29 protein-coding genes and 1 tRNA gene are annotated in these 25,355 nt (G+C 67.5%); 14 read left to right on the forward strand and 16 right to left on the reverse strand.

Features of this window, described 5'->3' with window-relative positions:
- The first annotated feature begins 301 nt into the window (after nt 1-301).
- Nucleotides 302-1,771: an SDR family oxidoreductase gene (locus AB0I81_RS10905; protein WP_360653523.1), complete on the forward strand. Its 1,470-nt coding sequence runs from the start codon at nt 302-304 to the stop codon at nt 1,769-1,771.
- Nucleotides 1,772-2,583: 812 nt separating this feature from the next.
- On the opposite strand, the gene AB0I81_RS10910 is transcribed toward AB0I81_RS10905, so the two are convergent.
- From AB0I81_RS10910 to AB0I81_RS10920, 3 genes are all read right to left on the reverse strand, one after another.
- Nucleotides 2,584-3,084: a hypothetical protein gene (locus tag AB0I81_RS10910; protein ID WP_360653525.1), complete on the reverse strand. Its 501-nt coding sequence runs from the start codon at nt 3,082-3,084 to the stop codon at nt 2,584-2,586.
- Nucleotides 3,084-4,592, reverse strand: coding sequence for a reverse transcriptase domain-containing protein (locus tag AB0I81_RS10915; protein ID WP_360653528.1), 1,509 nt, complete (start codon nt 4,590-4,592; stop codon nt 3,084-3,086). The genes AB0I81_RS10910 and AB0I81_RS10915 overlap by 1 nt, the downstream gene beginning before the upstream one ends.
- Nucleotides 4,593-4,740: 148 nt before the next feature.
- On the reverse strand, nt 4,741-5,967 hold the full coding sequence (locus AB0I81_RS10920; RefSeq protein WP_360653531.1) for an XRE family transcriptional regulator: 1,227 nt from the start codon (nt 5,965-5,967) through the stop codon (nt 4,741-4,743).
- 101 nt (nt 5,968-6,068) lie between these two features.
- Between AB0I81_RS10920 and AB0I81_RS10925 the strand changes: the two genes are divergently transcribed.
- Nucleotides 6,069-6,320 (forward strand): hypothetical protein, encoded by a 252-nt coding sequence (locus tag AB0I81_RS10925; RefSeq protein WP_360653534.1) that lies wholly within the window; start codon nt 6,069-6,071, stop codon nt 6,318-6,320.
- 53 nt (nt 6,321-6,373) lie between these two features.
- Nucleotides 6,374-6,640, forward strand: coding sequence for a hypothetical protein (locus AB0I81_RS10930; protein WP_360653537.1), 267 nt, complete (start codon nt 6,374-6,376; stop codon nt 6,638-6,640).
- A 15-nt stretch (nt 6,641-6,655) separates the two neighbouring features.
- On the opposite strand, the gene AB0I81_RS10935 is transcribed toward AB0I81_RS10930, so the two are convergent.
- Nucleotides 6,656-7,219, reverse strand: a complete 564-nt coding sequence (locus AB0I81_RS10935) for a GNAT family N-acetyltransferase (protein ID WP_360653541.1) — start codon at nt 7,217-7,219, stop codon at nt 6,656-6,658.
- 193 nt (nt 7,220-7,412) lie between these two features.
- Between AB0I81_RS10935 and AB0I81_RS10940 the strand changes: the two genes are divergently transcribed.
- Nucleotides 7,413-8,339 carry a site-specific integrase gene (locus AB0I81_RS10940; RefSeq protein WP_360653543.1) on the forward strand — a complete coding sequence of 309 codons (927 nt, stop codon included), beginning with the start codon at nt 7,413-7,415 and terminating at the stop codon, nt 8,337-8,339.
- Nucleotides 8,340-8,570: 231 nt separating this feature from the next.
- Nucleotides 8,571-9,161 carry a hypothetical protein gene (locus AB0I81_RS10945; RefSeq protein ID WP_360653546.1) on the forward strand — a complete coding sequence of 197 codons (591 nt, stop codon included), beginning with the start codon at nt 8,571-8,573 and terminating at the stop codon, nt 9,159-9,161.
- Nucleotides 9,162-9,239: 78 nt separating this feature from the next.
- On the opposite strand, the gene AB0I81_RS10950 is transcribed toward AB0I81_RS10945, so the two are convergent.
- Both AB0I81_RS10950 and AB0I81_RS10955 read right to left on the reverse strand, forming a co-directional pair.
- A tRNA-Pro gene (locus AB0I81_RS10950) sits at nt 9,240-9,313 on the reverse strand.
- 65 nt (nt 9,314-9,378) lie between these two features.
- On the reverse strand, nt 9,379-10,242 hold the full coding sequence (locus AB0I81_RS10955) for a metallophosphoesterase (protein WP_360653921.1): 864 nt from the start codon (nt 10,240-10,242) through the stop codon (nt 9,379-9,381).
- 144 nt (nt 10,243-10,386) lie between these two features.
- On the opposite strand from AB0I81_RS10955, the gene AB0I81_RS10960 reads away from it, so the two are divergent.
- On the forward strand, nt 10,387-10,845 hold the full coding sequence (locus AB0I81_RS10960) for a GatB/YqeY domain-containing protein (RefSeq protein WP_360653549.1): 459 nt from the start codon (nt 10,387-10,389) through the stop codon (nt 10,843-10,845).
- Nucleotides 10,846-11,163: 318 nt separating this feature from the next.
- On the opposite strand, the gene AB0I81_RS10965 is transcribed toward AB0I81_RS10960, so the two are convergent.
- Nucleotides 11,164-13,452, reverse strand: a complete 2,289-nt coding sequence (locus tag AB0I81_RS10965) for a transglycosylase domain-containing protein (RefSeq protein WP_360653552.1) — start codon at nt 13,450-13,452, stop codon at nt 11,164-11,166.
- 244 nt (nt 13,453-13,696) lie between these two features.
- Between AB0I81_RS10965 and AB0I81_RS10970 the strand changes: the two genes are divergently transcribed.
- Nucleotides 13,697-13,993, forward strand: a complete 297-nt coding sequence (locus tag AB0I81_RS10970; protein WP_020542548.1) for a WhiB family transcriptional regulator — start codon at nt 13,697-13,699, stop codon at nt 13,991-13,993.
- A gap of 48 nt (nt 13,994-14,041) precedes the next feature.
- On the opposite strand, the gene AB0I81_RS10975 is transcribed toward AB0I81_RS10970, so the two are convergent.
- On the reverse strand, nt 14,042-15,169 hold the full coding sequence (locus AB0I81_RS10975; protein WP_360653557.1) for an ArsA family ATPase: 1,128 nt from the start codon (nt 15,167-15,169) through the stop codon (nt 14,042-14,044).
- 57 nt (nt 15,170-15,226) lie between these two features.
- Complete coding sequence (locus AB0I81_RS10980; protein WP_360653560.1) at nt 15,227-16,228, reverse strand: ArsA-related P-loop ATPase; 1,002 nt, start codon at nt 16,226-16,228, stop codon at nt 15,227-15,229.
- 77 nt (nt 16,229-16,305) lie between these two features.
- Here AB0I81_RS10980 and AB0I81_RS10985 point away from each other — a divergent pair, with 77 nt between their 5' ends.
- The 4 genes from AB0I81_RS10985 to AB0I81_RS11000 are packed head-to-tail and all read left to right on the forward strand — an operon-like array spanning nt 16,306 to nt 18,558.
- Entirely contained in the window at nt 16,306-16,461 is a 156-nt protein-coding gene (locus tag AB0I81_RS10985; RefSeq protein WP_156325316.1) for a DUF4177 domain-containing protein, read from the forward strand.
- Complete coding sequence (locus AB0I81_RS10990) at nt 16,458-16,919, forward strand: RidA family protein (RefSeq protein ID WP_360653563.1); 462 nt, start codon at nt 16,458-16,460, stop codon at nt 16,917-16,919. The genes AB0I81_RS10985 and AB0I81_RS10990 overlap by 4 nt, the downstream gene beginning before the upstream one ends.
- A gap of 56 nt (nt 16,920-16,975) precedes the next feature.
- Nucleotides 16,976-17,770, forward strand: a complete 795-nt coding sequence (locus AB0I81_RS10995) for an NUDIX hydrolase (protein ID WP_360653924.1) — start codon at nt 16,976-16,978, stop codon at nt 17,768-17,770.
- Nucleotides 17,767-18,558, forward strand: coding sequence for an MBL fold metallo-hydrolase (locus tag AB0I81_RS11000; protein WP_360653565.1), 792 nt, complete (start codon nt 17,767-17,769; stop codon nt 18,556-18,558). The genes AB0I81_RS10995 and AB0I81_RS11000 overlap by 4 nt, the downstream gene beginning before the upstream one ends.
- 12 nt (nt 18,559-18,570) lie before the next feature.
- Here AB0I81_RS11000 and AB0I81_RS11005 read toward each other — a convergent pair whose 3' ends face one another.
- Together AB0I81_RS11005 and AB0I81_RS11010 are read right to left on the reverse strand one after the other, a co-directional pair.
- Nucleotides 18,571-19,206 (reverse strand): Crp/Fnr family transcriptional regulator, encoded by a 636-nt coding sequence (locus tag AB0I81_RS11005; RefSeq protein ID WP_360653927.1) that lies wholly within the window; start codon nt 19,204-19,206, stop codon nt 18,571-18,573.
- A gap of 197 nt (nt 19,207-19,403) precedes the next feature.
- Nucleotides 19,404-19,844 carry a hypothetical protein gene (locus AB0I81_RS11010; protein WP_360653568.1) on the reverse strand — a complete coding sequence of 147 codons (441 nt, stop codon included), beginning with the start codon at nt 19,842-19,844 and terminating at the stop codon, nt 19,404-19,406.
- An 87-nt stretch (nt 19,845-19,931) separates the two neighbouring features.
- Between AB0I81_RS11010 and nth the strand changes: the two genes are divergently transcribed.
- Together nth and AB0I81_RS11020 are read left to right on the forward strand one after the other, a co-directional pair.
- Nucleotides 19,932-20,654: an endonuclease III gene (gene nth, locus AB0I81_RS11015; RefSeq protein WP_360653571.1), complete on the forward strand. Its 723-nt coding sequence runs from the start codon at nt 19,932-19,934 to the stop codon at nt 20,652-20,654.
- A 39-nt stretch (nt 20,655-20,693) separates the two neighbouring features.
- Nucleotides 20,694-21,344, forward strand: coding sequence for a CoA pyrophosphatase (locus AB0I81_RS11020; protein ID WP_360653574.1), 651 nt, complete (start codon nt 20,694-20,696; stop codon nt 21,342-21,344).
- Here the strand turns inward: AB0I81_RS11020 and AB0I81_RS11025 are convergent.
- On the reverse strand, nt 21,341-21,832 hold the full coding sequence (locus AB0I81_RS11025) for a HEAT repeat domain-containing protein (protein ID WP_360653577.1): 492 nt from the start codon (nt 21,830-21,832) through the stop codon (nt 21,341-21,343). The two genes, AB0I81_RS11020 and AB0I81_RS11025, sit on opposite strands and share 4 nt — an antisense overlap.
- A 103-nt stretch (nt 21,833-21,935) precedes the next feature.
- Here AB0I81_RS11025 and AB0I81_RS11030 point away from each other — a divergent pair, with 103 nt between their 5' ends.
- Nucleotides 21,936-23,126, forward strand: coding sequence for a MarP family serine protease (locus AB0I81_RS11030; protein WP_360653580.1), 1,191 nt, complete (start codon nt 21,936-21,938; stop codon nt 23,124-23,126).
- On the opposite strand, the gene AB0I81_RS11035 is transcribed toward AB0I81_RS11030, so the two are convergent.
- From AB0I81_RS11035 to AB0I81_RS11050, 4 genes are read right to left on the reverse strand one after another with little or no spacing between them, the layout of a single operon-like run.
- Nucleotides 23,123-23,572, reverse strand: a complete 450-nt coding sequence (locus tag AB0I81_RS11035) for a DUF309 domain-containing protein (protein WP_360653583.1) — start codon at nt 23,570-23,572, stop codon at nt 23,123-23,125. The two genes, AB0I81_RS11030 and AB0I81_RS11035, sit on opposite strands and share 4 nt — an antisense overlap.
- Nucleotides 23,569-24,489: an alpha/beta hydrolase gene (locus AB0I81_RS11040; RefSeq protein WP_360653586.1), complete on the reverse strand. Its 921-nt coding sequence runs from the start codon at nt 24,487-24,489 to the stop codon at nt 23,569-23,571. Before AB0I81_RS11040 ends, AB0I81_RS11035 begins: the two co-directional genes overlap by 4 nt.
- On the reverse strand, nt 24,479-24,928 hold the full coding sequence (locus tag AB0I81_RS11045) for a phage holin family protein (protein WP_360653589.1): 450 nt from the start codon (nt 24,926-24,928) through the stop codon (nt 24,479-24,481). Before AB0I81_RS11045 ends, AB0I81_RS11040 begins: the two co-directional genes overlap by 11 nt.
- 9 nt (nt 24,929-24,937) lie before the next feature.
- A complete protein-coding gene (locus AB0I81_RS11050) occupies nt 24,938-25,201 on the reverse strand; it encodes a Na+/H+ antiporter NhaA (RefSeq protein ID WP_360653591.1) in 264 nt (87 codons plus the stop codon).
- Nucleotides 25,202-25,355 lie beyond the last annotated feature (154 nt).

Raw genomic sequence — 25,355 nt, forward strand, 5'->3', positions numbered from 1 at the left:
CGGGCCCGGCCGTGATCGCCGTTGCGCCGTACCGGTGCGCCGGGCAGGCGCAGGCAACCCGGCACCGGCACCGGCACCGGCACTGGCACCGGCACTGGCACCGGCACTGGCACCGGCACTGGCACCGGCACTGGCACCGGCACTGGCACCGGCACTGGCACCGGCACCGACACCGGCACCGACGCCGCCACCCGTGGCTTGCCGCATCCATGCTGGTCAGCCATGTCCCACAACTGCCCGCAACTGGTGGCGGCACACCAGCGGGAGCATGGGGCGGGTGGGACAGGGAAGGCTTGCAGGCATGTCATTGTGCCTGGTCACCGGGGCGACCGGCTATATAGGCGGGCGGCTGGTCCCGGAGTTGCTCGCCGCCGGTCATGACGTGCGGTGCATGGTGCGCTCGGCCGGTCGGTTGCGCGATCTGCCCTGGTTGGCGCGAGCACAGGTCGCCGAGGCGGACGCCTGCGACCCCGAGTTGACGCGCCGGGCGCTGGACGGGGTGGAGGTCGCGTACTACCTGATCCACACAATGGGCGCGAGCAGCCGGTTCGCCGAGCGGGACCGCCTGGCGGCGCGCACGTTCGCGGCGGCGGCGGCCGATGCCGGAGTGCGACGAATCGTCTATCTGGGCGGTCCCGCCGGGGATGAACGGCTTTCACCGCATCTGCGGTCGCGGGCCGAGGTGGGGGAGATCTTCCTGCGCGGAGCCGTGCCGGCGGTGGTGCTGCGCGCCGCGGTGATCATCGGGTCGGGGTCGGCCTCGTTCGAGATGCTGCGCCATCTGACCGAGCGGCTGCCGGCGATGACGACGCCGCGCTGGGTGTCCAGCCGCACCCAGCCGATCGCGGTGCGGGACGTGCTGCGCTATCTGGTCGCGTGGGCGCAGGTGCCGGGGACGGTCAACCGGGGGTTCGACATCGGCGGGCCGGACGTCCTGACCTACGCCGACATGATGCACGGTTACGCGGCCGTGGCCGGGCTGCCGCCCCGGCTGATCATTCCGGTGCCGCTGCTCAGCCCACGGCTCTCCAGCCTGTGGGTAGGGCTGGTCACGCCGGTCCCGGCGAGCATCGCGCGCCCGCTGGTGGAGTCACTGCGCAACGAAGCCGTGTGCGGCGAGCACGACATCGCCCGCCATGTGCCGGACCCCGAGGACGGGCTGATCGACTTCCGCCGGGCGGTGTCCCTGGCGCTGGCGAAGATCAAGGAGGCCGATGTCGCCACCCGCTGGTCCTCGGCCTCCACGCCGGGCGCGCCGAGCGACCCACTGCCCACCGACCCCGACTGGGCGGGCGGCAGCCTGTTCGTCGACCATCGCAGCCGGGCCGTGCCGGCGAGCCCGGAGGCGCTGTGGCAGGTGATCGAGGGAATCGGCGGCCACAACGGCTGGTACTCCCTGCCGGTCGCCTGGAAACTGCGGGGTCTGGCCGACCGCCTGGTCGGCGGGGTGGGGCTGCGGCGCGGTCGGCGCGATCCAGCCCGGTTGCGGGTGGGTGACTCGATCGATTTCTGGCGGGTGGAGGAGGTGCTTCCCGGCCGCCTGCTGCGACTGCGGGCCGAAATGCGGCTGCCCGGCCTGGCCTGGCTAGAACTCGGCGTCGCCCGTTCCGGCGGCCGGACGATCTACACCCAGCGGGCGATCTTCCACCCACGCGGGCTGCTCGGCCACCTGTACTGGTGGGCGATCTCACCCTTCCACAACCTCATCTTCGGCCGCATGCCGGTCAACGTCGCCGCGGCGGCCCTGCGGCAGGAGCGCATCTTGTCGTGATGGTCGTACGGCCATGAGTCACGCTCGGCAGCACGCCACGAAGCACTGGGATCCGTGAATGCGGCGGCTGCGAAAGGCGGTACGGACGGTCAAGTGACGGCCAAACGATCAATGGCCTGATTCTCAGTCTTGAGAACCAGGCCATTCACCTGCGGCTAACCTGTCGGGGTGGCGGGATTTGAACCCACGACCTCTTCGTCCCGAAGCAATTCGGATTCCAGTGCGAGTCAATGGGCCATGGTGTGTGACCTGCGCTGATGGTGCTACGACGTTCGCCGACGTTCGTGATCGTCTGTGTTGGTTGTCACGCAGACTGTCACGCAGACGGTCATGACAGTTGTTCGGCGAGCGATGTTGGCGGCAAGCGCGGGACGGCTCGCAGGGTCCATACGAGGGTTAGCGCGCCACCGACGAGAGTCACCCACGGTCGGAACTCGGAGTATGGGTACGGAGCACCGACCCACCACAGAGATACCAGGGCTGTGACGGAAAACGCCTTCAGCAATGGCCATCCGGGAGGCTTGGTGAGCATGGCAGGATCCTAAGACCATCGATGTGATCTTTACCATGTGAACGCTAGGTACGCTCGGTTACCTGGTCTGCCACGTCCTTGCTGGAACACTCGACAGAGCCGTCACGCGGACGTTCGGTGTTACAGCACTTCATTGAGATCTACAGGGACTCCCAATCTTGAAGCTGTCCCTGAGGTGTCCCTTCGCATGAATCGTCTCTCCCCTGGCCGGGGGCGGATGGGGGACACCCGGGACGGCAGGGACTGTAGGGGGCTGGTCTCCGCAAAATGGGGTGTGAGATCAGCTCTTAGGATCGTAGGCAGTGACACCTGAGTTGATTCTCTTCTGTACCCTCTTGAAGATACGGTTCGGTGTCGGCTCTGTCTTGTTGACTATGCTTTCATACTCGCCTCGCAGCGTTCTCACCACTATATCCAATTCGCCTATCGTCGGGTGTGAGCAGGCGAGCTTCTCCTCCATTTTGGCTCGGTGTCGGAGGGCGGTGAACTGGCGAGCTGAATCCTTGAAGGATGGCGCTTTTCTGTCTGATCCCAAGAAAGCAGCTGTCGCTGCCACGGCTCCAGCGACTGCGCCAAGTGCTCCCCATCGGCTCGGCTGACCTAAGGCAATCAGTAGTCCCGCAAGGCTGGAACACAAGGCCGGGATAAAGACTAAGACCTTCCCCCAGAGCTCAGCCGACTTGGCGGCTTCGAAATAAGTCATTGCTGAATACATTGCATCGGTGTAGAGCTCGTGGAGCTCCTCGACATATGGTTTGGCGTCTACTGTGTCGAGAGCCATCAGCGCCCCTTAATTGCTGGATATGGAACTTTAGGATTTGTCTTAAGGTACTCACAAGTCCATGTAAGTTCTGGCAGCGCCTCCGCTGAGGCATCTAGCCAGTCATTGTCGATGTGATTCGACTCGTGAAGAGCCACAAGCAAGACTCGTCTAACGGAAACTGATTGTTCGCGTCGAAACTCTTGCTTCAGCAGGGCGGTATCGCCGGGTCTGGCATATCGGCCAACGTATCTTACCGCCGACTCTCTAAGAAATCCCTCTTCATTGCGGTTGCTCAGGATGCGCCAAGCGGCCTCGTAGGCGCTTCGTCGGTAGATCTCACTCCTTAGCAAGAAGCAGAAAATGTAGTGCTCCGCGTAAGGATAATTTACGAACTTCCTCGAATTTAGTAGGTTGCCGAGAAGATCGCCGACGTCGGATCGGCTTTCGCTATGAAAGCGCTCAAGGTATCTGATTGCGTCAGGGGCAATGTGAGGGTAGGTAGGGAAATTCTCTGCGATCCATGGGAGCGCATAGTCATCATCCAGGCGGATGAATTGGTTCAAGGCGAAGCGCATGTCCCTAATATTGGGCGGATCCTGAGATGTTGCAGAATCGAAAAGCTCTCGAAGCTCTCCATAGGCACTCGGTAGTCCGATTTCCAGCCCGTACCTGATTGCGTCTTTATCGCCGTCATCTAGTTCCGCCGGGACCTTATGTGAAGGTATGATGCGAGTTTTTGCTCCGGCTACGCTAAGTCTACGACCTCTCATGATTCGGTTGACGCCCAGAAGCTCTCGGCGAAGCCCTTCCCAGTCATTGCCGAACATCATGATGTCATCCGAGTAGCGCAGGTTCCTTATTCCGTTACGTTGAAGGCTTCTGTCAACAGGAAGGAGGTAGAGGTTGGCTAGAACGCCAGAAGCGTCGCTGCCTTGAGGGATTCCCCAGACGTGATTCATCCGTTGGAACGTGACAAGAAAGGATCCAAGGCGATGCCGGATCCATTCACTGATCTCGAGCGAGCACAGGTCATCCATGAGCACGTCAAGTTCGACGTGCTCATAGAACGAAGTCACATCAGTTTTCGCTAGCAGATTTTTCGGAAATCTCTTGTGTAGGCGGCGCGCATTTCGCCGCATTCTCATCCAGGAGCTAATCGGGTTCTTCAGATCACCCTTGAGGGTCGACCAGCGATAGCTATATACAGAGCGAGGTATTTCTCTATCGATACGCTCCGCTATGGAGAAGGTGAGTGCCTCGTATACTAGTCGGTCTCTTAGCTGGAGGCGTGCTAACGGTCGAACCGTTAGCTTGTCCTTAGGGAGATCGACTACTTGGACAAGGCCTGGGCGATAATCTCCGGTGACCATATCCGAGATAAGGCTGTTGTGGTATCTTAACCAGTTATTGTGGACATCTGCGTGAGCGATGATGTCAGGTAGGTCCTGAGCGCCTTGATTCCCGTAGTAGCGCTGCCATGCGAACTCCACCCAGTTGCCAAATGCGGACAGATGGTCGTCGTTCAACCCAGAACCCCGCTCTTGTGTCCGACGCTCGATGGGCCGCATCCGGCTTAGTCCGATGATATTCGCATCCGCGTATGTGCGTAGAGACAGATCTGCGACTTGCCGAGGCTTCAAGAAGCTGTAGGTCACTAAGCCGTGGCCTGCTCGGCTACCTTGAGTTGTGGGCTGGGTGCAGAGCGCCGCTGAGCGCCTGTGCGCCTGACCCTGCCAGCCCTCGCGCTATCCGTTTGAGCTCGGCCACGGCATAGGCGTTGACCTCTATGGCGTCTAGAGCAACATCGAGAGCGACGGCAGTAGCGGCCTCGGCGTCGCCCTGCATGAGTTGGGCGCGTGCGAGGCATGCTCCGAACCAAGCCCTGTCACGACGGTAGTGCTCCGGCAAGGCAGCCAGGCCGCGTTCGAGGTAGTCGGTGGCGCGGCGGGCGTCGCCGAGTTCCAGTTCAGCCATGCCGCGTTGCATGAGGAACCAGCCTTCGCCATAAAAGTACATCCAGGGCGGCTCGTTCTCAGGGTGCTCGGCGGCGGTGCGGATGAGGTCTTCGGCTTCGGCGAGGCGGGTGCGGGCTTGGTTGGCTTCGCCGAGTTGGGCGTGTCCTCGGCCGGCCATTTGGGCGGCCATGCCTTGGACGCCGTGGGTGGTGCGGCCGTCGTGCCAGCGGGAGGCTTCGGCCAGGCGGACGCAGCGGGGTGCGTCGCCGAGGCTCCAGGCTTGGTGGGCGCGCATGTTGAGAGTGGTGGAGGCCAGGCAGGCGTCTCCGGCTTCGATGGCCCAGGAGTGGGAGCGGTCGTACCAAGCCAGGGCGGCGGCGTGCTGGCGGGAGTCCTGGCACATCCAAGCGATGAACTGGGCGTACTGAGCCAGCACGGCGATCGCCCGATCGGCGAGCGGCCCCCGGGCTCCTCGGGCGAGGTCAGCCACGGTGGTGAGCTGGGCGTGAATCAGTGGCAGGAGGGGGCGGCTGCCGATGGTGTCTTCGACGCGGCGGTGTTCGGCCAGACAGTGTTCCAGCCATTGCACCGTCGCCGCATCGACACGGGAGGGGTGCTCGATGGCGCGGGTGATGCGCTCGTACAGATCGGCGTCGGGGGCCAGGGCGGGAAGGGCGAGTATGGGGACCGGCTTGATGACGGTGCCGAAGAGTTGGTCCTCGGTCAGGCCGAACGCCTTGCAGTAGAGCGTGGTGTAGAAGGCGTCCGGCCGGTGCGCGCCGGTCTCGTGGCCCCGGATGCGGCGGATGAGGTTCGGCAGCTCGGTCAGGGGCTGGTCGGAGGCCTTGGTCAGCTCACGGGCCAGATCCCGCTGGGACCAGCCCCTGGCGGTGCGGGCGGTGAGCAGGCGGGTGGCCCAGACGGGAACCTCTGGAGTATCGGTCACCTGATGCACCTCCGGGGACGGGCGGACACGGGGGCGGACATCAGGGGTCGCCTCTCGGTGTCCTCTACAGGCTTGGTACCGCGCATGGCTCTGTTGTAGTCGTGCACTTCGACATCGAGGGTTTCTACTCGTGGACGGCTTCTGACGACGACGGTCGGGGATCGTGCGGCATCACCGGTGAGCTGGAGCGCGCCGCCGTACTGCTGCGGCAGGCGCTGGAGTCGTTAGAGCCCGGCGCCACGGGCGCGGTGCAGTTCGTGCGTCTCGATCGCTACGCATCGGACCCCTCCTACATCTACGGCATGACCCTGCTGCGCCTGCGCAGGGAGAAGGTCATCGCCGCCGCCGACTAAAAGGCCAGCGGATTTCGTCTGTCAGATCAGCCATCGCGAAGGGCGGCGTCCGCGTGCGCCGCCCTCACTGCGTCTACCGAAAGCACGTCGCCATGTACGAGTGGACGCCGCACGTCCGTTCCAGTTCTCGTCAGGTCCGGGTGACCGAGACCTCGTGTTGCGGTGAGTACGAGTGGTGCTGCGAGGCGGGGAAGTTCTTCGTCCTGCGCCACACCGAGAGCATCGGGTACGAGGAGACCGGCCGGGGCCGCTACTCCACTGCTCGCCTTGTCTGGGCCGCCCTCGTGATCGCCCACGAGCACCAGGAACGAGCGTCCTGAGACCACCCGCCCACGTCACCGCTCGGCCTGGACGCTGGCCGTGACGATGTTCTCCACCCTCGTCGGAACGGCCTGCCGCTGGAAGCAGGCCCCCGAGTCACGTCCGGGCACCTCCACTGTCCGGACGTGCTCGAATCCCTGCTCCAGGTAGTAGCGCTGCAGCCCGTAGTTGGTCTTCCACACGTCCAGCCGGAGCGAGGGGAATCCGCGCTGGGCGGCCTGATCCACCGACCAGTTCACGATGTCGGCTCCCAGCCCCTCACCGGCCCGGTCGCGGGCCAGGAGGAGCTTGTACAGGTACAGGGCCGGTCCATCAGCGTCCGGGTCCCAGAAGTCCAGGTCCGGCCGGGTGTTCAGCGTCACCGTGGCGACTACCTCGCCCCCGGCCTCGAACACCCACGTCTCCCGGTTGGCGATGTTGCGGTGGATCTTCTCCCGGCCGATCTCGTCCCACTTCGCCGTCCACTGCTGGATGCCACGTTCGGCCAGCCAGCGTTCGGACTCGGCGCGCAGCTCGACGACGCGCTCGGTGTCGCTCTCGACGGCGAGGCGGGCCACGAGGAAGGGACGATCAGGCATCTCTGCACTCCACCTGGTAGACGTACTTCGACCCGTTACCCGGCCTGATCTGGTGCAGAACCAGCACCGGCTTACCTGACAACGAGGCAGCGGCAAGACCAAGACCGAAGCCAAGAACAAGCTCAAGGAAGTCCTACGCGACTACGAGGACGGCCTCGCCATCGCCCCGGCCGACTACACGGTGGAGCGTGCCGTGAACGATTGGCTGACGTATGGCCTGAACGGTCGAGACTCCGCGACGGTGAAGACCTGCACGATCTTGTGCAGGACCCACATCATCCCGGCCTTGGGCGCTCGGAAGCTTCGTGACCTAAGCGCGGAAGACGTGGACAAGTGGCTCGCCACCAAGGCGAAGACGCACAGTACACGGACTCTTCAGGGCCTCCATGGCTGCCTCAACCGTGCAATCAAACGAGCGATGGCTCGAGACAAGGTCAAGCGGAACGTCGTGGCGCTTTGCTCGGTGCCGAAAGGGAGGGAAGGGTGCCCGTCCAAGGCCCTGACCTTCGCCCAGGCGGAAGCTGTGCTGCAGACGGCTGAGAGTTCCCGCATGTACGCCTACATCGTGCTTTCACTGCTCACTGGAGCACGTACGGAGGAGCTTCGGGCGCTCACGTGGGATCACGTGAACTTGGATGGCGCTCCTGACGCCAGCCCGCCAATTCCTCCGCATGTGGCCGTATGGCGCTCAGTACGCGCCGGGGGAGACACCAAGACGCGGAAGTCCCGCCGAACCCTCGCCCTGCCCAGGCGCTGCGTGGATCTCCTTCGGCAGCACCAGAGTGCACAACAAGGCGAGCAGGGCGAGGCGTGGTCGGACAACGGGCTGGTGTTCGCATCGGCCACGGGCAAGCCACTGGACGCCGCCAACGTCCGACGCGACTTCCGGAACGCGATCAAGGACGCAGAAGGCGTGGACCCGACCGAATGGACCCCTCGGGAACTCCGCCACAGCTTCGTCTCGCTGCTTTCGGATAACGGCATCCCCCTGGAAGAGATCTCTCGACTCGTCGGCCATAGCAGCACGGCGGTAACCGAGGCTGTCTACCGGAAGCAGATTCGTCCAGTTCTCCAGGGTGGGGCCGTGGCTATGGACCGCATCTTCGACCGGGATTGGTAGCGGTAGCCGCCGGTTCGAAACTCACATGTAGCCCTCTGACGTTGTGTCAGAGGGCTACATGAGTTGTGGCATCTAGAGTACGGCTGTGGCCGTTTCAGAGATCATTCTCACCGTGGCTGGCGGCGTAGTTGGCGCTGTGATCCAGAATCACCTCTCGAAGCACCTAGAGCGTCGCACCGCGCGAGGCGCAGTCATGGAGTGGATGCACAAGGCTGAGGCGCAGCCGATGCCTTGTCCAAGCTCCCCAGCAAGCTGGAGCGGAACGCGGACGATCATGACGATTACAACCGCCTCCACCTTGATCGACAGGCAGAAGTTCGCGAATCGAGGCAAGAGCTCCTACGGACGCTTGATGGCCTTGAGGTAGCGGCTTTGGCTGTCGGCATCCCCTGGCGCGTTGTGGAGGCGTACCGAGAATCCGTGCTGGTGACCGCCGAGGAGCGCGGCATAGAAGCGAAGGTCTTGGATGTGATGGAGTGCCATGACGAGATGCTTGCGACCTATGCGCGAACAGCCCTACTGCATCGAGCGGGCAACCGACTCCTGCGGGATGCTCTGCGTCTCCCATGGAGATCCAAGATCAACCAATGGCGGCGCGTTCGTGAGGTCACCTGGCTGTCGCAGGCCGTGTACTTGGAACGCGAGGGGTGGTACCCGGAGTTCGACGGTGGCCGTGACCCGTTCCGAACGGATCTGAAGGACTTCGGCCTGCATGATAGGGAGCGCATCCGCGAGTGGAAGAAGACGTGGAAGCAACGCCTGTCCACGTCGCGAGCAGGCTCGTCGAAAGTCGCCATACACCGCAACGGGCCAGAGGTATAGTCACGCAGTTAGTCACTCAGAAGACAAGAGAGGCCGCTTCCATCTAGCGGAAGCGGCCTTCTACCTGCGGCGATACTGTCGGGGTGGCGGGATTTGAACCCACGACCTCTTCGTCCCGAACGAAGCGCGCTGCCAAGCTGCGCTACACCCCGGTGCACGCCGGTCTTGCGCGTGCTTGGAAAAGTCTAGCGGACTTCCAAGGTGGTTGTGACCGCCTTTATCTCCGGGGTACCAGCGTCAGCAGGGTCGCCTCAGGGAAGCAGGCGAAGCGGACCGGGGCGTAGGGGGAGGTGCCGAGGCCGGCGGATACGTGTAGCCAGGCGGAGTCGTGGCGGTGCAGGCCCTTGACGCGGGGGCGGTCGATGCCGCAGTTGGTCACCAAGGCGCCGTAGAACGGGATGCAGAGCTGGCCCCCGTGCGTGTGGCCGGCCAGCAGGAGCTGGTAGCCGTCCGCCGCGAAGCGGGTCATGTTGCGGGGCTCGGGTGAGTGCATGACGCCCAGGCGCAGGTCGGCGTCCGCCGGGGCCGGGCCGGCCACGAGGTCGTAGCGGTCGCGGGAGATGTGGGAGTCGTGGATGCCCGCCACCGCCACGTCCAGGTGCCCGACCTTGATGCGGGCCGTGGTGTTGTTCATGTCGAGCCAGCCCTCGGCCGCCATGCCGGCGCCCAACTCCTCCCAGGGCAGAGAGGGTACGTGCTGGCGGTGGTCGTTCTTCGACGTGCGCCACAGGTAGCGGGCCGGGTTTTTCGGCTTGGGGGCGTAGAGGTCGTTGGAGCCGTACACGAACAGGCCCGGGCGGGACAGCAGGGGCTCCAGGGCGTGCAGGAGCGACGGTACGGCCTCCGGGTGCGCGATCGAGTCGCCGGTGTTGACGACGAGGTCGGGCTCCAGGGCGCCCAGGGAGCGGACCCAGTTGATCAGCATCCTGCGGTCGGGCGTCAGGTGCAGGTCCGACAGGTGCAGGACGCGTACGGGACGCTGACCGGGCTCCAGCACGGGCACGTCGAAGCGGCGCAGCCGGAACCAGTTGCGCTCCACCACGGAGGCGTAACCCAGCCCGGCCAGGCCGAGACCGAGCATGGACAGGGGTACTGCGACGGCTTTCCTCACGTATTCATGATGCCCGACATCCGGCGCGAGGCGACCGGACAGTTCTTCGGGTGATCGCGTCCGACATCCGGCGAGCGGCGACCGGCGGTCCGCGCAGACGGCAAGATGGACCGCATGAGCGCATTGAAGGACAAGCTGAAGGCCGATCTGACGGCCTCGCTGAAGAGCCGGGATGAGGTGCGCCTCCGCACCATCCGGATGGCACTGGCCGCGGTGAACGTCGAAGAGGTCGCCGGCAAGGAGGCCAGGGAGCTGACCGACGCCGAGATCCTCAAGGTTCTGACCAAGGAGGCCAAGAAGCGGCGCGAGGCGGCCGAGGCGTTCGGCAACGCGGGGCGTGCCGAGCAGGCCCAGGCGGAGCTGGATGAGCAGGCGGTGCTGGAGGCGTACCTGCCGGCTCAGCTCTCCGACGAGGAGCTGGCCGAACTGGTCGACGCCGCCATCGCCGAGGTCGGCGCCTCGGGGCCGCAGGCCATGGGGCAGGTCATGAAGGCCGTCAACCCGAAGGTCGCGGGAAGGGCCGAGGGTGGCCGGGTGGCCGCCGCGGTGAAGACCCGCCTGGCCGCCAACTAAGCCGGGGTCTGGGTCCGGCGTCTCAGTCCGGAAGCGGGGTCCAAGAGGCCGGAAGTGGGGTCCAAGGGGCCAGGAGCGGGGCCCGAGGGGCCAGGACCGGGGCCCGAGGGGCCAGGACCGGGGTCCGAGGGGCCAGGACCGGGGTCCAAGGGGCCAGGAGCGGCTGAGCGTGCCGAGAGCAGGCCGAGGGCGGGCCGACCGGCAAGGGGCCTCCTCCCAGGTGAGGGAGGAGGCCTCAGTGCGTCTCAGCCGCCGGAACGGCCATCTCAGCGGCCGACCCGGGTAAGCCCCGCTCAGCGGCCGACCGCGTGGTCCCGGTCAGCGGCCGGGGGTGATCGGGGCGGGAGGGCCGGCGTCGCCGCGGCCCGGGCCGCCGCCGAACGGCCCGTCAGGGGGGCCGTCCGGAGGGCCGTCAGGTGGACCGTCGGGCGGGCCGTCAGGGGGACCGTCAGGCGGGCCGTCCGGGTCGAAGATGTCCCACGGGGGCCGGTCGTCGTCTTTCTTCTTCGGCTTGGGCGCGCAGTTGTCGGTGCAGCCGCCGAACCGCGAGCGGTCCACCGACTTGAACGCGGTCGGCTCGACCCCCTTGAGCGCCTGCAGCATCGAGTCCTTCCAGATGCGCCCGGAGATCGACGCGCCGTACACGTACGGGTAGTGCCGCCCCCCGATCGTGACCCCGATCAGCTTGTGCGCCGAGGTGCCGCGCGGGTCGCCCAGGCTGACGGCCGAGGCCAGGTTGGGGGTGTAGCCGGCGAACCAGGCCGACATGTAGTCGTCGGTGGTGCCCGTCTTGCCGGCCGCGTCGCGCCCGATGCCGCCGACCTCCGTCATCGTGCCCTTGGTGAACACCCCGGACAGGATGCCGCTGACCGCGTCGGCGACCTCTTCCTCCATGACCTGGGAGCACTTCGGCTTGTACTGCTTGGCCTTGCCGTACCGGTCGGTGATCTCGGTGATGGCCAGCGGCTTGCAGTACTGGCCGCGCGCGGCGAAGACGGCGTAGGAGCTGGCGATCGTGACGGGGTCGACCTCGTTGACCCCGAGCGTGAACGTCTCCACCTCCTCCAGCTTCTGCCCGTCGGCCCGCTTGACGCCGAGCTTCTTGGCCATCTTGACCGTGTCGCAGAGCCCGACCTTCTGCTGCAGCTTGACGAAGAACGTGTTCACCGAGCCCCAGGTGCCGCTCTCCAAGGTCTTGAAGCCGCCGCCGCCCTCGCTGGAGTTGCGCACGGTGTGCGACGGGTCGCCGACGTTCTGGCCCTTGCAGTTCTTGAACGAGCTGTAGGCGGAGGCCTGGTAGCCGGAGGGGGCGGGGAAGCCGTCGCCGTACTTCAGGCCCTCCTCCAGGGCGGCGGCCAGCGTGTAGACCTTGGCCGTCGAGCCCTGCTGGAACCCGCGACCGCCGCCGTGCGCGGCGTCGGCCACGATGTTGTAGCTCATCTCGTTCTTCTTCTTGCTGCGGCCGTACGTCCGCGAGGCGGCCATCGCCTTGATCTCGCCGGTGCCGGGGACGACGATGGCCTGCGAGGCCACGGGCTTGTCCTTGGAGTTGACGTACCGCTTGATCGCCTTCTCTGCGGCCTTCTGCATCTTGGGGTCGAGCGTGGTCTTGATCCGCAGGCCACCCCGCTGCAGCAGCTTCCTGCGCTCCTCCTCGTCCTTGCCGAAGTCCTCGTTGTTGAGGATCTCGTACTGGACGTAGAGGCAGAAGTACGGATAGTTGCTGGCCTCGCAACCGCCGGGCACCTTGACGTCCTTGTAGCCCAGTTTCTTCTCTTTGGCCGCGGCGGCTTCCTGGTAGGTGATCTTCTCCAGCACGGCCATCCGGTCCAGCACGGTGTTGCGCCGCTCCAGCAGCCGCTGGCGGGACTCCGGGCCCACGTTGGGGTCGGTCCTGGCCGGGTTCTGGACGGCGCCCGCGAGCGTGGCCGCCTCGACGAGGTTGAGCTCGGAGGCGGGCTTGTCGAAGAAGCGCCTGGCCGCCGCCTGGATGCCGTGCGCGCCCGCGCCGAAGTAGGCGATGTTGAAGTACTTCTCCAGGATCTGGTTCTTGGTGTACTTCTTCTCGATCGCCATGGCGTTGCGCAGTTCGCTCAGCTTGCGCGAGATCGTCGGCGCGATGGCCGCCGCCTTCTCCTGCGGCGTCTCGGCCTTGTTGACCAGCACCTGCTTGACGTACTGCTGGGTGATCGACGAGCCGCCCTGCGTGACGCCGCCGCTGCTCAAATTCGTGATGAGCGCTCTGGCCGTTCCCTCCACATCGATCGGCCCGTGCTGGTAGAAACGGAAGTCCTCGATCGCGATCAGTGCGGTCTGCATGATCGGGGCGACCTTGTCGAGGGTCACGGACTGCCGGTTCTCGAAGTAGAACTGGGCGAGCCTCTTGCCGTCGGCGTCGAACAGTTCCGTGCGCTCGGACAGAGGAGGTTCTTCGAGCTCTTCGGGCTTGAGGTTGAGCCCTTCTACCGCCGTCTTGGTGGAGATGCCCGCCCCGCCGATGGCCGGCAGTGCCACGGCAGCCGTCAGCACCCCAGCCGCCGTGCCTGCGATGACGAGACGCAGCAGGCTCAGGACGGGGTTGGGGCGATCTTTGCGCTGGGCTTGCACGGTACCAAGAGTACGCCGAAAGGCTGACCGAATCGGTAGAGCGACACCATTTCGCCTTGACTGGCGGGGGTGACTAGTCATTCCCGGTCAAGGCCGCGCCGAGAAATTGGTCCTCTGGGGTCTGTCGGCCCGAACGTGTAGTTGCGTACGTTCTCCTTCTGCGGCAACTGAATACGGAGGCTCGGCGCCCGCGCCCGTCGGCCCCAAATGACGACTGACCACCTAAGGGGAGTGGGGTCGAACAATGTGGATCACGGATTGGACCTCCCGTGCCGCCTGTAAAGGTGCGGATCCGGATGCCCTGTTCGTGCAGGGCGCCGCTCAGAACAGAGCCAAGCTCATCTGCCGGGGCTGCCCGGTTCGTACTGAATGCCTCGCTGATGCGTTGGACAACCGCATTGAGTTCGGGGTGTGGGGCGGTATGACTGAACGGGAACGACGTGCGCTGCTACGACGGCGGCCCGACGTGGACTCGTGGCGAGAGCTGCTCGAGTCGGCCAAGGAAGAGTACGAACGAACCAACGAGCTGATCGCGGGCTGATCCCAGCCCGGCGGCCGCGTACGGCCGGCGGTGACGCCGGCCGTACTTCTATGCGGTCGCCAGCAGGTTTCCGATCTGCCGCAATCCGGCCAGATCGTGGACATCTTCGGACATGGCGCGGACCTGCACCACGGGCACCGTGGGGTGGGCCGAGATGAAATGCTCCTGCTCGCGGCTTTCGCGGGCGGCGAGTTGCATTCGCCCGGCGTGCAGCCGCAGCACCGCCGCGGTGAGTTCGTGCTCGCCCCGCGTCTCCAAGTCCTCCGCGGCCGCCGCGCTGCGGGCGGCGGAGAGCCCGGCGGCGGGCGCGACGTGCACGCGGTTGACGACCAGGCCGGCCAGGGGCATGCGCTCCTCGGCCAGCCGCTCGACGAAGTAGGACGCCTCACGCATCGCGTCGCGCTCCGGCGCGGCCACGACCACGAAGGCCGTACCGGGGGCCTGAAGCAGCCTGTACGTCATCTCGGCACGCTGCCTGAACCCGCCGAACACCGCGTCCAGCGCCGACACGAACGTCTGCAGATCCTTGATCACCTGGGCGCCCAGCAGCTTGGTCATCGCTCCGGCCATCAACCCGAACCCGGCGTTGAGCAGCCGGAACGCGCTGCGTCCTCCCGCCTTGGCCGGTGCGGTCAGCAGCTTGATGAACCGCCCGTCCAGGAAGCGCCCGAGCCGCTCGGGCGCGTCCAGGAAGTCCAGCGCGGAGCGCGATGGCGGCGTGTCCACGATGATCAGGTCCCACTCGTCCGAGCGGCGCAACTGGCCGAGCTTCTCCATGGCCATGTACTCCTGCGTGCCGGAGAAGCTGGAGGACAGGGACTGGTAGAAGGGGTTCGACAGGATCTGGCGGGCCCGCTCGGGGTCGGCGTGCGCCTCGATGATCTCGTCGAACGTACGCTTCATGTCGAGCATCATGGCGTAGAGCTGGCCGTCGCCCTCGGGCGAGCTGACCAGGCGCGGGGTGTTGTCCAGCTCGGTCAGCCCCATCGACTGCGCCAGCCGCCTGGCCGGGTCCACGGTGAGCACGACCGCGCACCTGCCGCGCTCGGCGGCCCGCAGGCCCAGCGCCGCCGCGGTCGTGGTCTTGCCCACGCCGCCGGCGCCGCAGCAGACGATGATCCTGGTGCCCCTGTCGTCGAGGATGGCATCGACTTCGAGCCTGGCGGGTTTCTTCACGCTGACCCCTGATGTCCGGCGAACTTCACGCTGACCCCCGATGCCTGGCGGGCTTCTTCACGCTGCTCCCTGGTTGCGCATGCTCTCCGCGAGTTCGTACAGGCCGGCCAGGTCCACGCCGTCGGCCAGCAGCGGCAGTTCGTAGCGCCGCAGCCCGGCCCCCTCCAGCGTCTCGCGCTCGGCCCGCTCCAGCTCCGTGCGGTGGGCGTGCTCGGCGACCTCCGCCGCGAGCGCCTCGGCCAGCACGGCGGCCTGCGCGCCGTCGGCCACGCCCGCGTCCTTGAGCCCCAGCGTCAGTTGCCCGGCGTCGAAGTCGCCCTTGACAGCCGTGTCAAGAGCGGCCTGTGGGAGCAGTGATTCACGCACCATATTGATGAAAATTCCACCCGCGGGAAGGCCCGCGGAGCGCAGTTCGGCGATGCCGTCCAGCGTTTCCTGCACCGGCATCTCCTCCAGCAGCGTGACGAAGTGCACCGCGGTCTCCGGGGACTTCACGACGTTGCTGACCAACTCGGAGTGGTTCTTGATCGGCCCGACCTTGGCCAGCCCCGCGACCTCCTTGGTGACGTTCAGGAAGCGCGTGATGCGGCCGGTGGGCGGGGCGTCCAGCACGACCGCGTCGTAGACCCTGCGGCCGTTCCTGCCGCGCCGGCGTACGGCCTCGGTGGTCTTGCCCGTGACCAGCACGTCGCGGAAGCCCGGCGCGACGGTCGTGGCGAAGTCGACGATGCCCATCTTGGTCAGCGCCCGGCCCGCCCTGCGCATCCCGTAGAACATCTCCATGTACTCGAGCATGGCGTCTTCGGGGTCGATGGCCAGCGCGTACACGTCGCCGCCCGAGGGCGCGACCGCGATCCTGCGCTCCTCGTAGGGCAGCGGCGGCAGGTCGAAGATCTGCGCGATGCCCTGCCTGCCCTCCACCTCCACGAGCAGCACCTTGCGGCCGCCGGAGGCCAGGGCGAGTGCGAGCGCGGCGGCGGCGGTCGTCTTGCCGGTGCCGCCCTTGCCGGTGACGACGTGCAGTCGTACGTCGGCCCAGTCCGTGTGCGGAGAATCCACGCTTCCACGCTACCGAACGGTCACTTGTCGTCAGTCTGCGACCAACCTTTGAGATTGCTCACACTAACCTTGGCCCCATGAAGAAATGGGAGTACCTCACGGCACCCGTGCTGATCCACAACACGAAGATGATCCTCGACAACTTCGGCGCGGACGGCTGGGAGCTGGTCCAGATCGTCCAGGGCGCCACGCCCGAGCAGCTCGTCGCCTACTTCAAGAGGGAGAAGGCGTGACGACGCCCGAGCAGAAGATCGAGGAGCTGGGCTTCACCCTGCCGCAGCCCGTCGCCCCGGTGGGCTCCTACGTGCCCACCGTACGCACCGGCGACCTGGTCTACACCTCGGGCCAGGTGCCGATGCTGGAGGGCAAGCTGCACCAGACCGGCAAGCTCGGCGTCGACCTGGGCGTCGACGAGGGCAAGGCGCAGGCGCGCATCTGCGTGCTGAACGCGCTCGCCGCGCTGAAGGGCGAGCTGGGCGAGTTGTCCAGGGTGCGGCGGATCGTCAAGCTCGTGGTGTTCGTCGCCAGCGCTCCCGAGTTCACCGAGCAGCCGCAGGTGGCCAACGGCGCCAGTGACCTGCTCGCCGAGGTGTTCGGGGACCAGGGCAGGCACGCGCGCAGCGCCGTGGGCGTCGCCTCACTGCCGCTCGACGCGCCGGTGGAAGTGGAGCTGATCGCCGAAGTCGGCTGAGCGGGCATATGTCACCATGACCGAGTGATGTTCTAGGAGGAGGTCATGTGACCGGATTGCCGCTTTCAGCCGAGCTCGCCGCCCGGGCGCGGGACGTCCTGGCCGGCCGGATCGAACCGGTGCCGGCGCGGGAGGCCGCCACAGTGGTGCTCCTGCGTCCGGGGCCGGAGGTCTACCTGCTGCGGCGCAAGGCGACCATGGCCTTCGCGGCGGGCGCGTACGTCTTCCCCGGCGGCTCCGTGGACGTGCGCGACACCGACCAGGCCGTCGCCTGGGCCGGGCCGTCCCCCGCCGAGTGGGGCGAGGTCTTCCACGCCGGGGAGCGGCTGGCGCGCGGGCTGGTGTGCGCGGCCGTACGGGAGACGTTCGAGGAGTCGGGCGTGCTGCTGGCCGGGCCTGGACCCGACTCGGTGGTGGCCGACACCACGGGAGAGGACTGGGAGGCCGACCGGCTGGCGCTGATCGACCGCAGCCTGGGCTTCGCCGACTTCCTGGCCAGGCGCGGGCTCGTGCTCCGCGCCGACCTGCTCAAGGCGTGGGCCCACTGGATCACGCCGGAGATCGAGAGCAGGCGGTTCGACACCCGGTTCTTCGTCGCCGTGCTGCCCGCGGGGCAGCGCACGCGAGACGTGGGCGGCGAGGCCGACCAGGTCGTGTGGGAGCGCCCGTCCAGGACGCTCGAACGCGCGCGCGAAGGTGAGATCTTCCTCATGCCGCCCACGTACGCCACACTGAGCGAGCTGACAGCCCACGACACCGTGGCGGGCGTGCTGGCCGAGCGCCGGGAGATCACGCCCATCATGCCGAGGGCCGTGGAGATCGAGGGCGAGATGCGGCTGGTGACCTCATGAGTGGCCTGCACATCCCGATCGGTACGCCGGACGGCTCGCGTACCGAGCACGCCGAGAACCTGCTCGCCCCCAACCCCTCCGTCATGACCCTCGACGGCACCAACACCTGGGTGATCGGGGCCGGCGAGGAGGTGCTGGTCGTCGATCCTGGCCCGGACGACGACGCGCACCTGCGCCGCGTACGTGAGCACCTCGGCGAGCGGCGCGTCACCGAGATCCTGCTCACCCACGGCCACTTCGACCACAGCGGCGGCGCCAAGAGCTTCGCCGCCATGGTGAACGCGCCCGTCAGGGCCCTGGACCCGCGCCACCGGCTGGGCGAGGAGGGGCTCGCGGACGGCGACGTGGTCACCGTGGCGGGGCTGGAACTGCACGTGTACGGCACCCCGGGCCACTCGTTCGACTCGTTGTGCTTCTGGCTGCCCGCCGACGCGGCGATGCTGACCGGCGACACCGTGCTCGGCAGGGGCACCACGATCATCGCCCGCGACGGCGGCCTGGCCGACTACCTGCGCAGCCTCGACCGGCTCAGGGCGGCGGCCGAGAGCCTGGAGGCCCAGGCCCTGCTGCCGGGGCACGGGCCGGTGCTGAGCGACCCGATCGGCGCGCTGGACGGCTACATCGCGCACCGGCGCGAGCGGCTCGACCAGATCAGGGCGGCGCGCGCGCAGGGCGCCCGCACGCCGCGCCAGATCGTCAAGATCGTGTACGCCGACGTCGACCGGTCGTTGTGGCCCGCCGCCGAGATGTCGGTGCTGGCCCAGCTCGACTACCTGGATCGGTCGTAGAGCCGACTTCGTCTATCTGGACCGGTTGTAGAGCCTGTCCAGGTCGAGGATGACCACGGCCTTGGCCTCGATCCGCAGCCAGCCACGCTGCGCGAAGTCGGCCAGCGCCTTGTTGACCGTCTCGCGCGAGGCGCCGACGAGCTGCGCCAGCTCCTCCTGGGTCAGGTCGTGGTGCACCCGCAGGCCGTCGTCGGTCTTGGTGCCGAACCGTTCGGCCAGGTCGAGCAGCTGCTTGGCCACCCGCCCCGGCACATCGGTGAAGACCAGGTCGGCCAGCACGTCGTTGGTGCGGCGCAGCCGCTGCGCGAGGGCGCGCAGCAGGTGCAGCGCCACCTCGGGCCGGCCGGTCAGCCAGGGCCGCAGGTCGTCGTGGCCGAGACCGGCCAGGCGCACCTCCGTTAGCGCCGTCGCCGTGGCCGTGCGCGGCCGCGGGTCGAACAGCGACAACTCGCCGAACATCTCGCTCGGCCCCAGCACGCTCAGCAAATTCTCCCGGCCGTCCGGTGAGGTGCGAGAGAGCTTGATCTTGCCTTCAAGCACCACGTAGAGCCGGTCGCCGGTCTCGTTCTCGTGGAAGAGCGTCTGCCCCTTGGACAGCTGGACCTCGGTGATGCTCGTACGCAACGCCGCGGCGCTCTCGCGGTCCAACGCGGCGAACAGGGGGGCCTTGCCCAGCACATCTTCGGTGTTCACTCTGCCTCCTCTGCTGCCATTGTGACTCACCCCACTCCGGGCGGCACACACAGGTTATGGGAATGCCGGAGTGCTCTGGGTTGCCCAGGTGTGTCGAGTCCAGGGGGAAAGGTACCTGACGGCCGTTTCCGGTCTGTGACCGGCACCTTCTATCATCCCGCCCGCTGGGCCAGGAGGTCGTCCACGGAGGCCACGGCGGCGGCCATGGACCGGCTGAGCAGAACTCTGAGAATCTCCACGGCGGCCGGGCGCGCCGCGGGGTCGGGAAGCCTGCACTGCTGGATCGCGATGCGCAGCGCGGGCGGCAGCGCGGCGGTGTCGCCGTCGTCGGAGCCGGTCGCGGCGAACACCACCAGGTCCGCCCACTCCCGTACGTCCGGACGGGCCTCCGGGGAGGTCCGCCAGCCGATGAGCACCTGGCCGCCCGCACCGAGCGCCACGCTGTCCTTGCTCAGCCGTACGCCCTCGGTGCCGTGCGCGTGCAGCTTGGCCATGGCGGCCACGCAGCTCACCGCGAGCCGGTGCAGCGCCTGGCCGCTCAGCGGCCCTCTCTGCCTGACGAACTCCGCCAGCGTCGCGCCCTGATCGCCCATGTGCACAACCCCCTTCGAGCCGCCAGGTTGTACGCGGTCGCACCCGTCCCGGGTTCAACCGTTCGCGGAAGCTTCTACGCTTGCCGCATGGCGACGAACGCGGCGGGGCGCAAGCCGGAGACCCAGCTCGCACTGGTTCGGCGGGCCCGCAAGATGAACCGCATCCTCGCGGAGACCTACCCGGACGCCCACTGCGAGCTGGACTTCACCAACCCGCTCGAACTCCTGGTCGCGACCATCCTGTCCGCGCAGTGCACGGACAAGCGGGTCAACATGGTTACCCCCACCCTCTTCGCGAAATATCCGACCGTGGACGCCTACGCCGCCGCGGACCCGCCGGAGATGGAGGGGATCATCCGCTCGACCGGCTTCTTCCGCGCCAAGACGAACAGCATCATCGGCATGGCCCAGGCGGTCTGCGAGCGTTTCGGCGGCGAGGTGCCCGGCAAGCTGAAGGACCTGGTCACGCTGCCGGGCGTGGGCCGCAAGACGGCCAACGTGGTGCTCGGCAACGCCTTCGACGTGCCGGGGCTGACCGTGGACACCCACTTCCAGCGGCTCGTACGCCGCTTCGGCTGGACCGAGGAGACCGACCCCGTCAAGATCGAGCACATCGTCGCCGAGCTGCTGCCCAGGCGCGAATGGACGATCTTCTCCCACCGGGTGATCTGGCACGGCCGCCGCATCTGCCACGCCCGCAGGCCCGCGTGCGGCGTGTGCCCGCTGGCCGCCCTCTGCCCCTCCTACGGCACCGGGCCCACGGCCGAGGGCGAGGCCGCCAAGCTGGTCCGATCAGGCCCGTTCTCCTGACAGGGGAAGTGATTCGCGCCACGGCGTGTTGGAGGATGCGTGACCCAAGTGCCCGACTGGCTGGAGAGACTGGCGGCGCAAGCACAACGCGTACGGGTGCCCCGATACCTTCGGCCACCGGCAGGACGCGGGCGCGAGGCGGCGGTGCTGATGTTGTTCGGCGAAGGACCGCTGGGTCCTGACGTCCTGCTCATCCAGCGCAGCACGCGCGGGCGCAGGCACGCGGGCCAGCCCGCCTTTCCCGGCGGCGGCGTGGACCCGGAGGACGCCGGGCCGATCGAGGCCGCGCTGCGCGAGGCCGAGGAGGAGACCGGGGCCGATCCGCGCGGCGTGCACGTGATCTGCACGATGCCCGAGCTCTATCTGACCTACAGCGACAACCGCGTCACGCCCGTGATCGGCTGGTGGCGTGAGCCGTCGGCGGTGCACGCGGCCTCGCCCGACGAGGTCGACTCGGTCGAGCGGGTGCCGATCGCCGAACTGGTCGATCCGGGCAACCGGGTCATGCTGCGCCATCCCAGGGGCAGCACGGCGGGGCCGGCGTTCCGGGTGCGCGGGATGCTGGTGTGGGGGTTCACCGCGATGGTGCTGGACACCGTCCTGCGCGAGGGCGGGCTCGAACGGCCGTGGGACCCCACCCGGGTCGAGGACCTGCCGCCCGACGTGGTGAACCTGGCCTCCCGCGGTTAACCCGACGCCCTCAGGGCGACTCCGAGCGAGGCCCAGCCGGCCACGTCCGCGTCGGTGTCGGCCGCCAGGGTGCGCAGCGTCGCCAGTCCCGCCCGGTCCGGTGGCTCGCCCAGGACGTGCTGCAGCGCGTACGCGGCCCCGTACCTGACCCTCGGGTCGGCATGAGCCGCCAGATCGATCACGGACGGAAGCGATCGCGGGTCCGCCAGATGACCGAACGCGATCAGCACCGAGTACAGCACCATGGCGTCGTCCTCACTGGCGGCCAGATAGCGAAGCACCGGCAGCGTACGGTCCACGAATGATCCCAGCATGCCCATGATGTCCACGCCGAGCAGCCGCTCCGCGACCGTGTCCGCGGCGCACAACCGCCGCGCCTCGATGAAGGACTCCAGGTCGGCCCGCTGGCGCAGCAGCGAGATCACGTGCCAGCGCAGCGGCCCGTCGGAATCGGTGTCGCGCAGGGCTGCCTGGATGAGATCGCGCACTGTTGTCTCCTCCGGCGGCATACCGCTCAAGATAGCCAGGTGGGTGACGCCGTCCTGGCCGAAGACGTGCACACTTGACCGTATCGCTGGTTACCTTTGAATCGTGCGCGGTGATCTGCTTGACCTCATCTTGATCGGCCTCGTGATCGCCTTCGGCATCTCGGGTTACCGGCAGGGCTTCATCATCGGAGCGATGAGCTTCGTGGGGTTCGTGGGCGGCGCCGTGCTGGGCGTTTTCATCGCGCCGCCGATCTCCAAGGCGGTCGTGGACGGCGACACGCCGCAGGCGCTGCTCGCCATCGTGGTCGTGTTCCTGGCCGCCACGATCGGCCAGTTCGCCTCCTCGACGCTGGGCGCCGTCGTGCGCAGCCACGTCACCTGGGAGCCCGCCAAGATGGCCGACGCGATCGGCGGCACGTTCGCCAGCGCGCTGTCGGTGCTGGTCATCGCCTGGCTGATCGGCTCGCTGATCGTCTCCACGGCCTTCACCCCGCTCGTGGACCAGGTCAAGAACTCCGCGCTGCTGACCACGGTCGACGACGCCATCCCGCAGGCCGCGCGCAACTGGCAGCAGCCGTTCAAGAAGTTCATCGACCGCTCGGAGTTCCCGCCGGTCTTCGACGCCATCGGCGCGGGCACGCTCATCGACGTGCAGCCGCCCGACCAGAGCGTGTTGCAGGGCGCCAAGCTGGAGCGGGCCCGCAAGGCGATCGTCAAGGTGCAGGGCGACGCGCAGAGCTGCAACAAGCACATCGAGGGCACCGGCTTCGCCTACGCGCCCGGCCGGATCATGACCAACGCGCACGTCGTCGCGGGCGTCACCCGCGACCTGGAGGTCATCGACTCCAACGACGTCCGCCACAAGGCCACGGTCGTGCGCTACAACCCGCGCCGCGACATCGCCGTGCTCTACGTCCCCGGCATGAACCTGCCGCAGCTCTCCTTCGACGGCGAGGGTGAGCGCGGCGACAACGCGATCATCGCCGGCTTCCCGAAGGGCAAGGGCTTCACCGCCGTGCCGGCCAGGATCGGCGGCCAGCTCGACGCCGAGGGCCCCGACATCTACCGCGAGAGCACGGTCAGGCGGAAGGTGTACGCGATCCGCGGCGAGGTGCTGCCGGGCAACTCCGGCGGGCCGCTGCTCACGGTGGACGGCCGGGTCTACGGCGTGATCTTCGCCGCCGCGATCAACGAGGAGCAGACCGGCTACGTGCTGACCGCCGAGGAGGTGGCCCCCGACGCCTCGGCGGGCCGCAACGACACCAGGCCCGCCAGCACCGGCGAGTGCGACTAGCCCTCTTGGGGGAGCTTGTCCAGGATCAGGGCGATGGCCTCTTCGGCGTCGCTGTCCTGGGTCAGGCCCGAGGCCGCCTTGCCGACCGGGTCGTAGACGCCGCCGTACGACTGCGCCCTGGCCGCCCCCCGGCTGAACAACGTCAACGCGCCGCGCCCGTTCCCGCGCTGCAAATGCGTCAGCCCGACGCAGATCTGCGCCAGCCCCTGCCACAACTCCCGCTCGTCCTCGGGGGCGCATTTCCAGCGGCCCTCGAACACCTCGTGCGCGTTGAACGGCAGGCCCTCCTCCAGGAAGCGGCGGCCGTCGGCCAGCGCCTGCTCCGTGGTGGGGGCGTAGTCGTCGGGGACCCTCGGCATGCCGGTCGAGCCGTAGGGGAGCGGCCTGCCGTACGCGTCGCGCGGCCGGGCGTTGCGCGGCCGGCCCTCGGGGTCGCGATCTCTCATCGGTCGGGCTCCGGATCGGTCAGCCAGCCGAGCAACTCGGTGTCGAACACGTCAGGAATCTCCTCGTGGGGGAAGTGGCCGGCTCCTTCAAACAGCCGCCACCTGTAAGGTGCCGCCACATAGCGGCTCGAACCCTGCGCCGTACGTGGCAGGACGCTGACGTCGAGCGACCCGTGCACGTGCAGCGTGGGCGCCTCGATCTCGGTACGCATGGCCCTGGCGTAGCGCCGGCCGTCCGGACGCAACTGCGAGCGGCCGAACCAGCGGTGATACTCCAGCGCCGAGTGTGCCACGGCCGGGATCCTGAACGCCTCGCGGTAGGTCCGCGACTCCTCGGGCTCCGGCCAGCCCGGCCGCGACCAGCTCTCCAGCAGCCGGCCCACCAGCGCCGCGTCGTGGCGCGTGAGCCGCCGCTCGGGCAGCAGTGGAAGCTGGAAGCCGATCCGCCGGCCGCTGGCCTTGAGCTGCCCGAAGGGGTCGGTCAGCAGGGAGTTGCGCAGGCGTAGCGGGTGGGGGGCGGAGACGGCGACCAGCCTGCGTACACACTTGGGGTCCATCACCGCCATCGTCCAGGCCAGCAGCCCGCCCCAGTCGTGGCCCACCACGATCGCCCCGGTCTCGCCCAGCGCCCTGATCAGCCCCGTCGCGTCCGCGGCCAGCGTGGGCAGGTCGTAGCCGCGCGGCGGCTTGTCGCTGCCGCCGTAGCCGCGCAGATCGGCCGCCACCGCCCGGTAGCCCGCGCCGGCCAGCGAGACGAGCTGGTGCCGCCAGGTCCACCAGAACTGCGGGAACCCGTGCAGCAGCAGGACCAGCGGCCCTTCCCCCGCCTCGACGACGTGGAAGCGGGTGCCGCCCGCGTGCACCGCGCGGTGCGTCCAGGGCCCCTCGATCTGTACGACCGACTCGTCAGGCGCCATCGCGTGTCACCGGCTCGCGATCCGGATTGAGCGCGGGCAGTGCCGGTGCCTGCTCGCCGTCAGGCGTGGCGATCTCCTTGAGGTCCTTGATCGATCTGGTGGTCCGCTTCATCCCGGCCAGTCCCTTGAGCCGACGGACCCCGATGAACACCAGCAGACCCGCGACCAGCAGGTAGAACACGGTCACGATGAGGAAGGCCAGCCAGTGCGGCATGACCTGGGCCAGCGCGTACCCGATCGTGAAGGAGGCGAGGATCAGGCACAGGTGCGCCATGAAGGCGGCGGCGGCGAACATCCCGACCGCCGTGCCGACCCTCTTGGCGTCGAACCTGAACTCGGCCTTGGCCAGCTCGATCTCCGAGCGGATCAGGGACGAGATGTGACTGCTCGCCTGGGCGACCAGTGAGCCCAGGGATTCTTCCTCGGGAGTCTGCGGCATGAACGTCTCCTATCGAGGCCTGGCGGCCGTGTCAAACTTCATCCAGCGCAGGGCGGCGCCTGCCGACAGTCTCGCCAGGCCGGGCCCTGCTGGCAGCCAGGCACCGCCGGACACACCGAGGAACTTACCGAGCACGCGTCCCGCCATCACTCCCAGAACTACCCGATCGGCAAAGATAGCGCCGACGTTCGCCACCTTCACCTTCGCCCCCGTGTACGCCGTGCGCGAAGGCCGCGTGTCCCATCCTGATCGGGATGGGACACGCGGCCTCATATGCCCACGCCGTGCGCGGCTAGTCCTCTAAGCCTGACGCCCGTCAGCCTTCTCGGTCCGTCAGCCTTCTCGGTCCGTCAGCCTTCTCGGTCCGTCAGCCTTCTCGGTCCGTCAGCCTTCTCGGTCCGTCAGCCTTCTCGGTCCGTCAGCCTTC

This window comes from Nonomuraea sp. NPDC050404 (assembly GCF_040655495.1).
Classification (GTDB): domain Bacteria; phylum Actinomycetota; class Actinomycetes; order Streptosporangiales; family Streptosporangiaceae; genus Nonomuraea.

What these genes read in the sequence shown, in the direction of transcription:
- AB0I81_RS11035 (WP_360653583.1), bottom strand. Translation starts at nt 23,572, where the DNA reads ATGAGAGATCGCGACCCCGAGGGCCGGCCGCGCAACGCCCGGCCGCGC.
- AB0I81_RS10970 (WP_020542548.1), top strand. Translation starts at nt 13,697, where the DNA reads ATGTGGATCACGGATTGGACCTCCCGTGCCGCCTGTAAAGGTGCGGAT.
- AB0I81_RS10910 (WP_360653525.1), bottom strand. Translation starts at nt 3,084, where the DNA reads ATGGCTCTCGACACAGTAGACGCCAAACCATATGTCGAGGAGCTCCAC.
- AB0I81_RS10935 (WP_360653541.1), bottom strand. Translation starts at nt 7,219, where the DNA reads ATGCCTGATCGTCCCTTCCTCGTGGCCCGCCTCGCCGTCGAGAGCGAC.
- AB0I81_RS10905 (WP_360653523.1), top strand. Translation starts at nt 302, where the DNA reads ATGTCATTGTGCCTGGTCACCGGGGCGACCGGCTATATAGGCGGGCGG.
- nth (WP_360653571.1), top strand. Translation starts at nt 19,932, where the DNA reads ATGGCGACGAACGCGGCGGGGCGCAAGCCGGAGACCCAGCTCGCACTG.
- AB0I81_RS10985 (WP_156325316.1), top strand. Translation starts at nt 16,306, where the DNA reads ATGAAGAAATGGGAGTACCTCACGGCACCCGTGCTGATCCACAACACG.
- AB0I81_RS11045 (WP_360653589.1), bottom strand. Translation starts at nt 24,928, where the DNA reads ATGCCGCAGACTCCCGAGGAAGAATCCCTGGGCTCACTGGTCGCCCAG.
- AB0I81_RS11040 (WP_360653586.1), bottom strand. Translation starts at nt 24,489, where the DNA reads ATGGCGCCTGACGAGTCGGTCGTACAGATCGAGGGGCCCTGGACGCAC.
- AB0I81_RS11010 (WP_360653568.1), bottom strand. Translation starts at nt 19,844, where the DNA reads ATGGGCGATCAGGGCGCGACGCTGGCGGAGTTCGTCAGGCAGAGAGGG.
- AB0I81_RS11050 (WP_360653591.1), bottom strand. Translation starts at nt 25,201, where the DNA reads ATGAGGCCGCGTGTCCCATCCCGATCAGGATGGGACACGCGGCCTTCG.
- AB0I81_RS10955 (WP_360653921.1), bottom strand. Translation starts at nt 10,242, where the DNA reads ATGCTCGGTCTCGGCCTGGCCGGGCTGGGTTACGCCTCCGTGGTGGAG.
- AB0I81_RS11000 (WP_360653565.1), top strand. Translation starts at nt 17,767, where the DNA reads ATGAGTGGCCTGCACATCCCGATCGGTACGCCGGACGGCTCGCGTACC.
- AB0I81_RS10960 (WP_360653549.1), top strand. Translation starts at nt 10,387, where the DNA reads ATGAGCGCATTGAAGGACAAGCTGAAGGCCGATCTGACGGCCTCGCTG.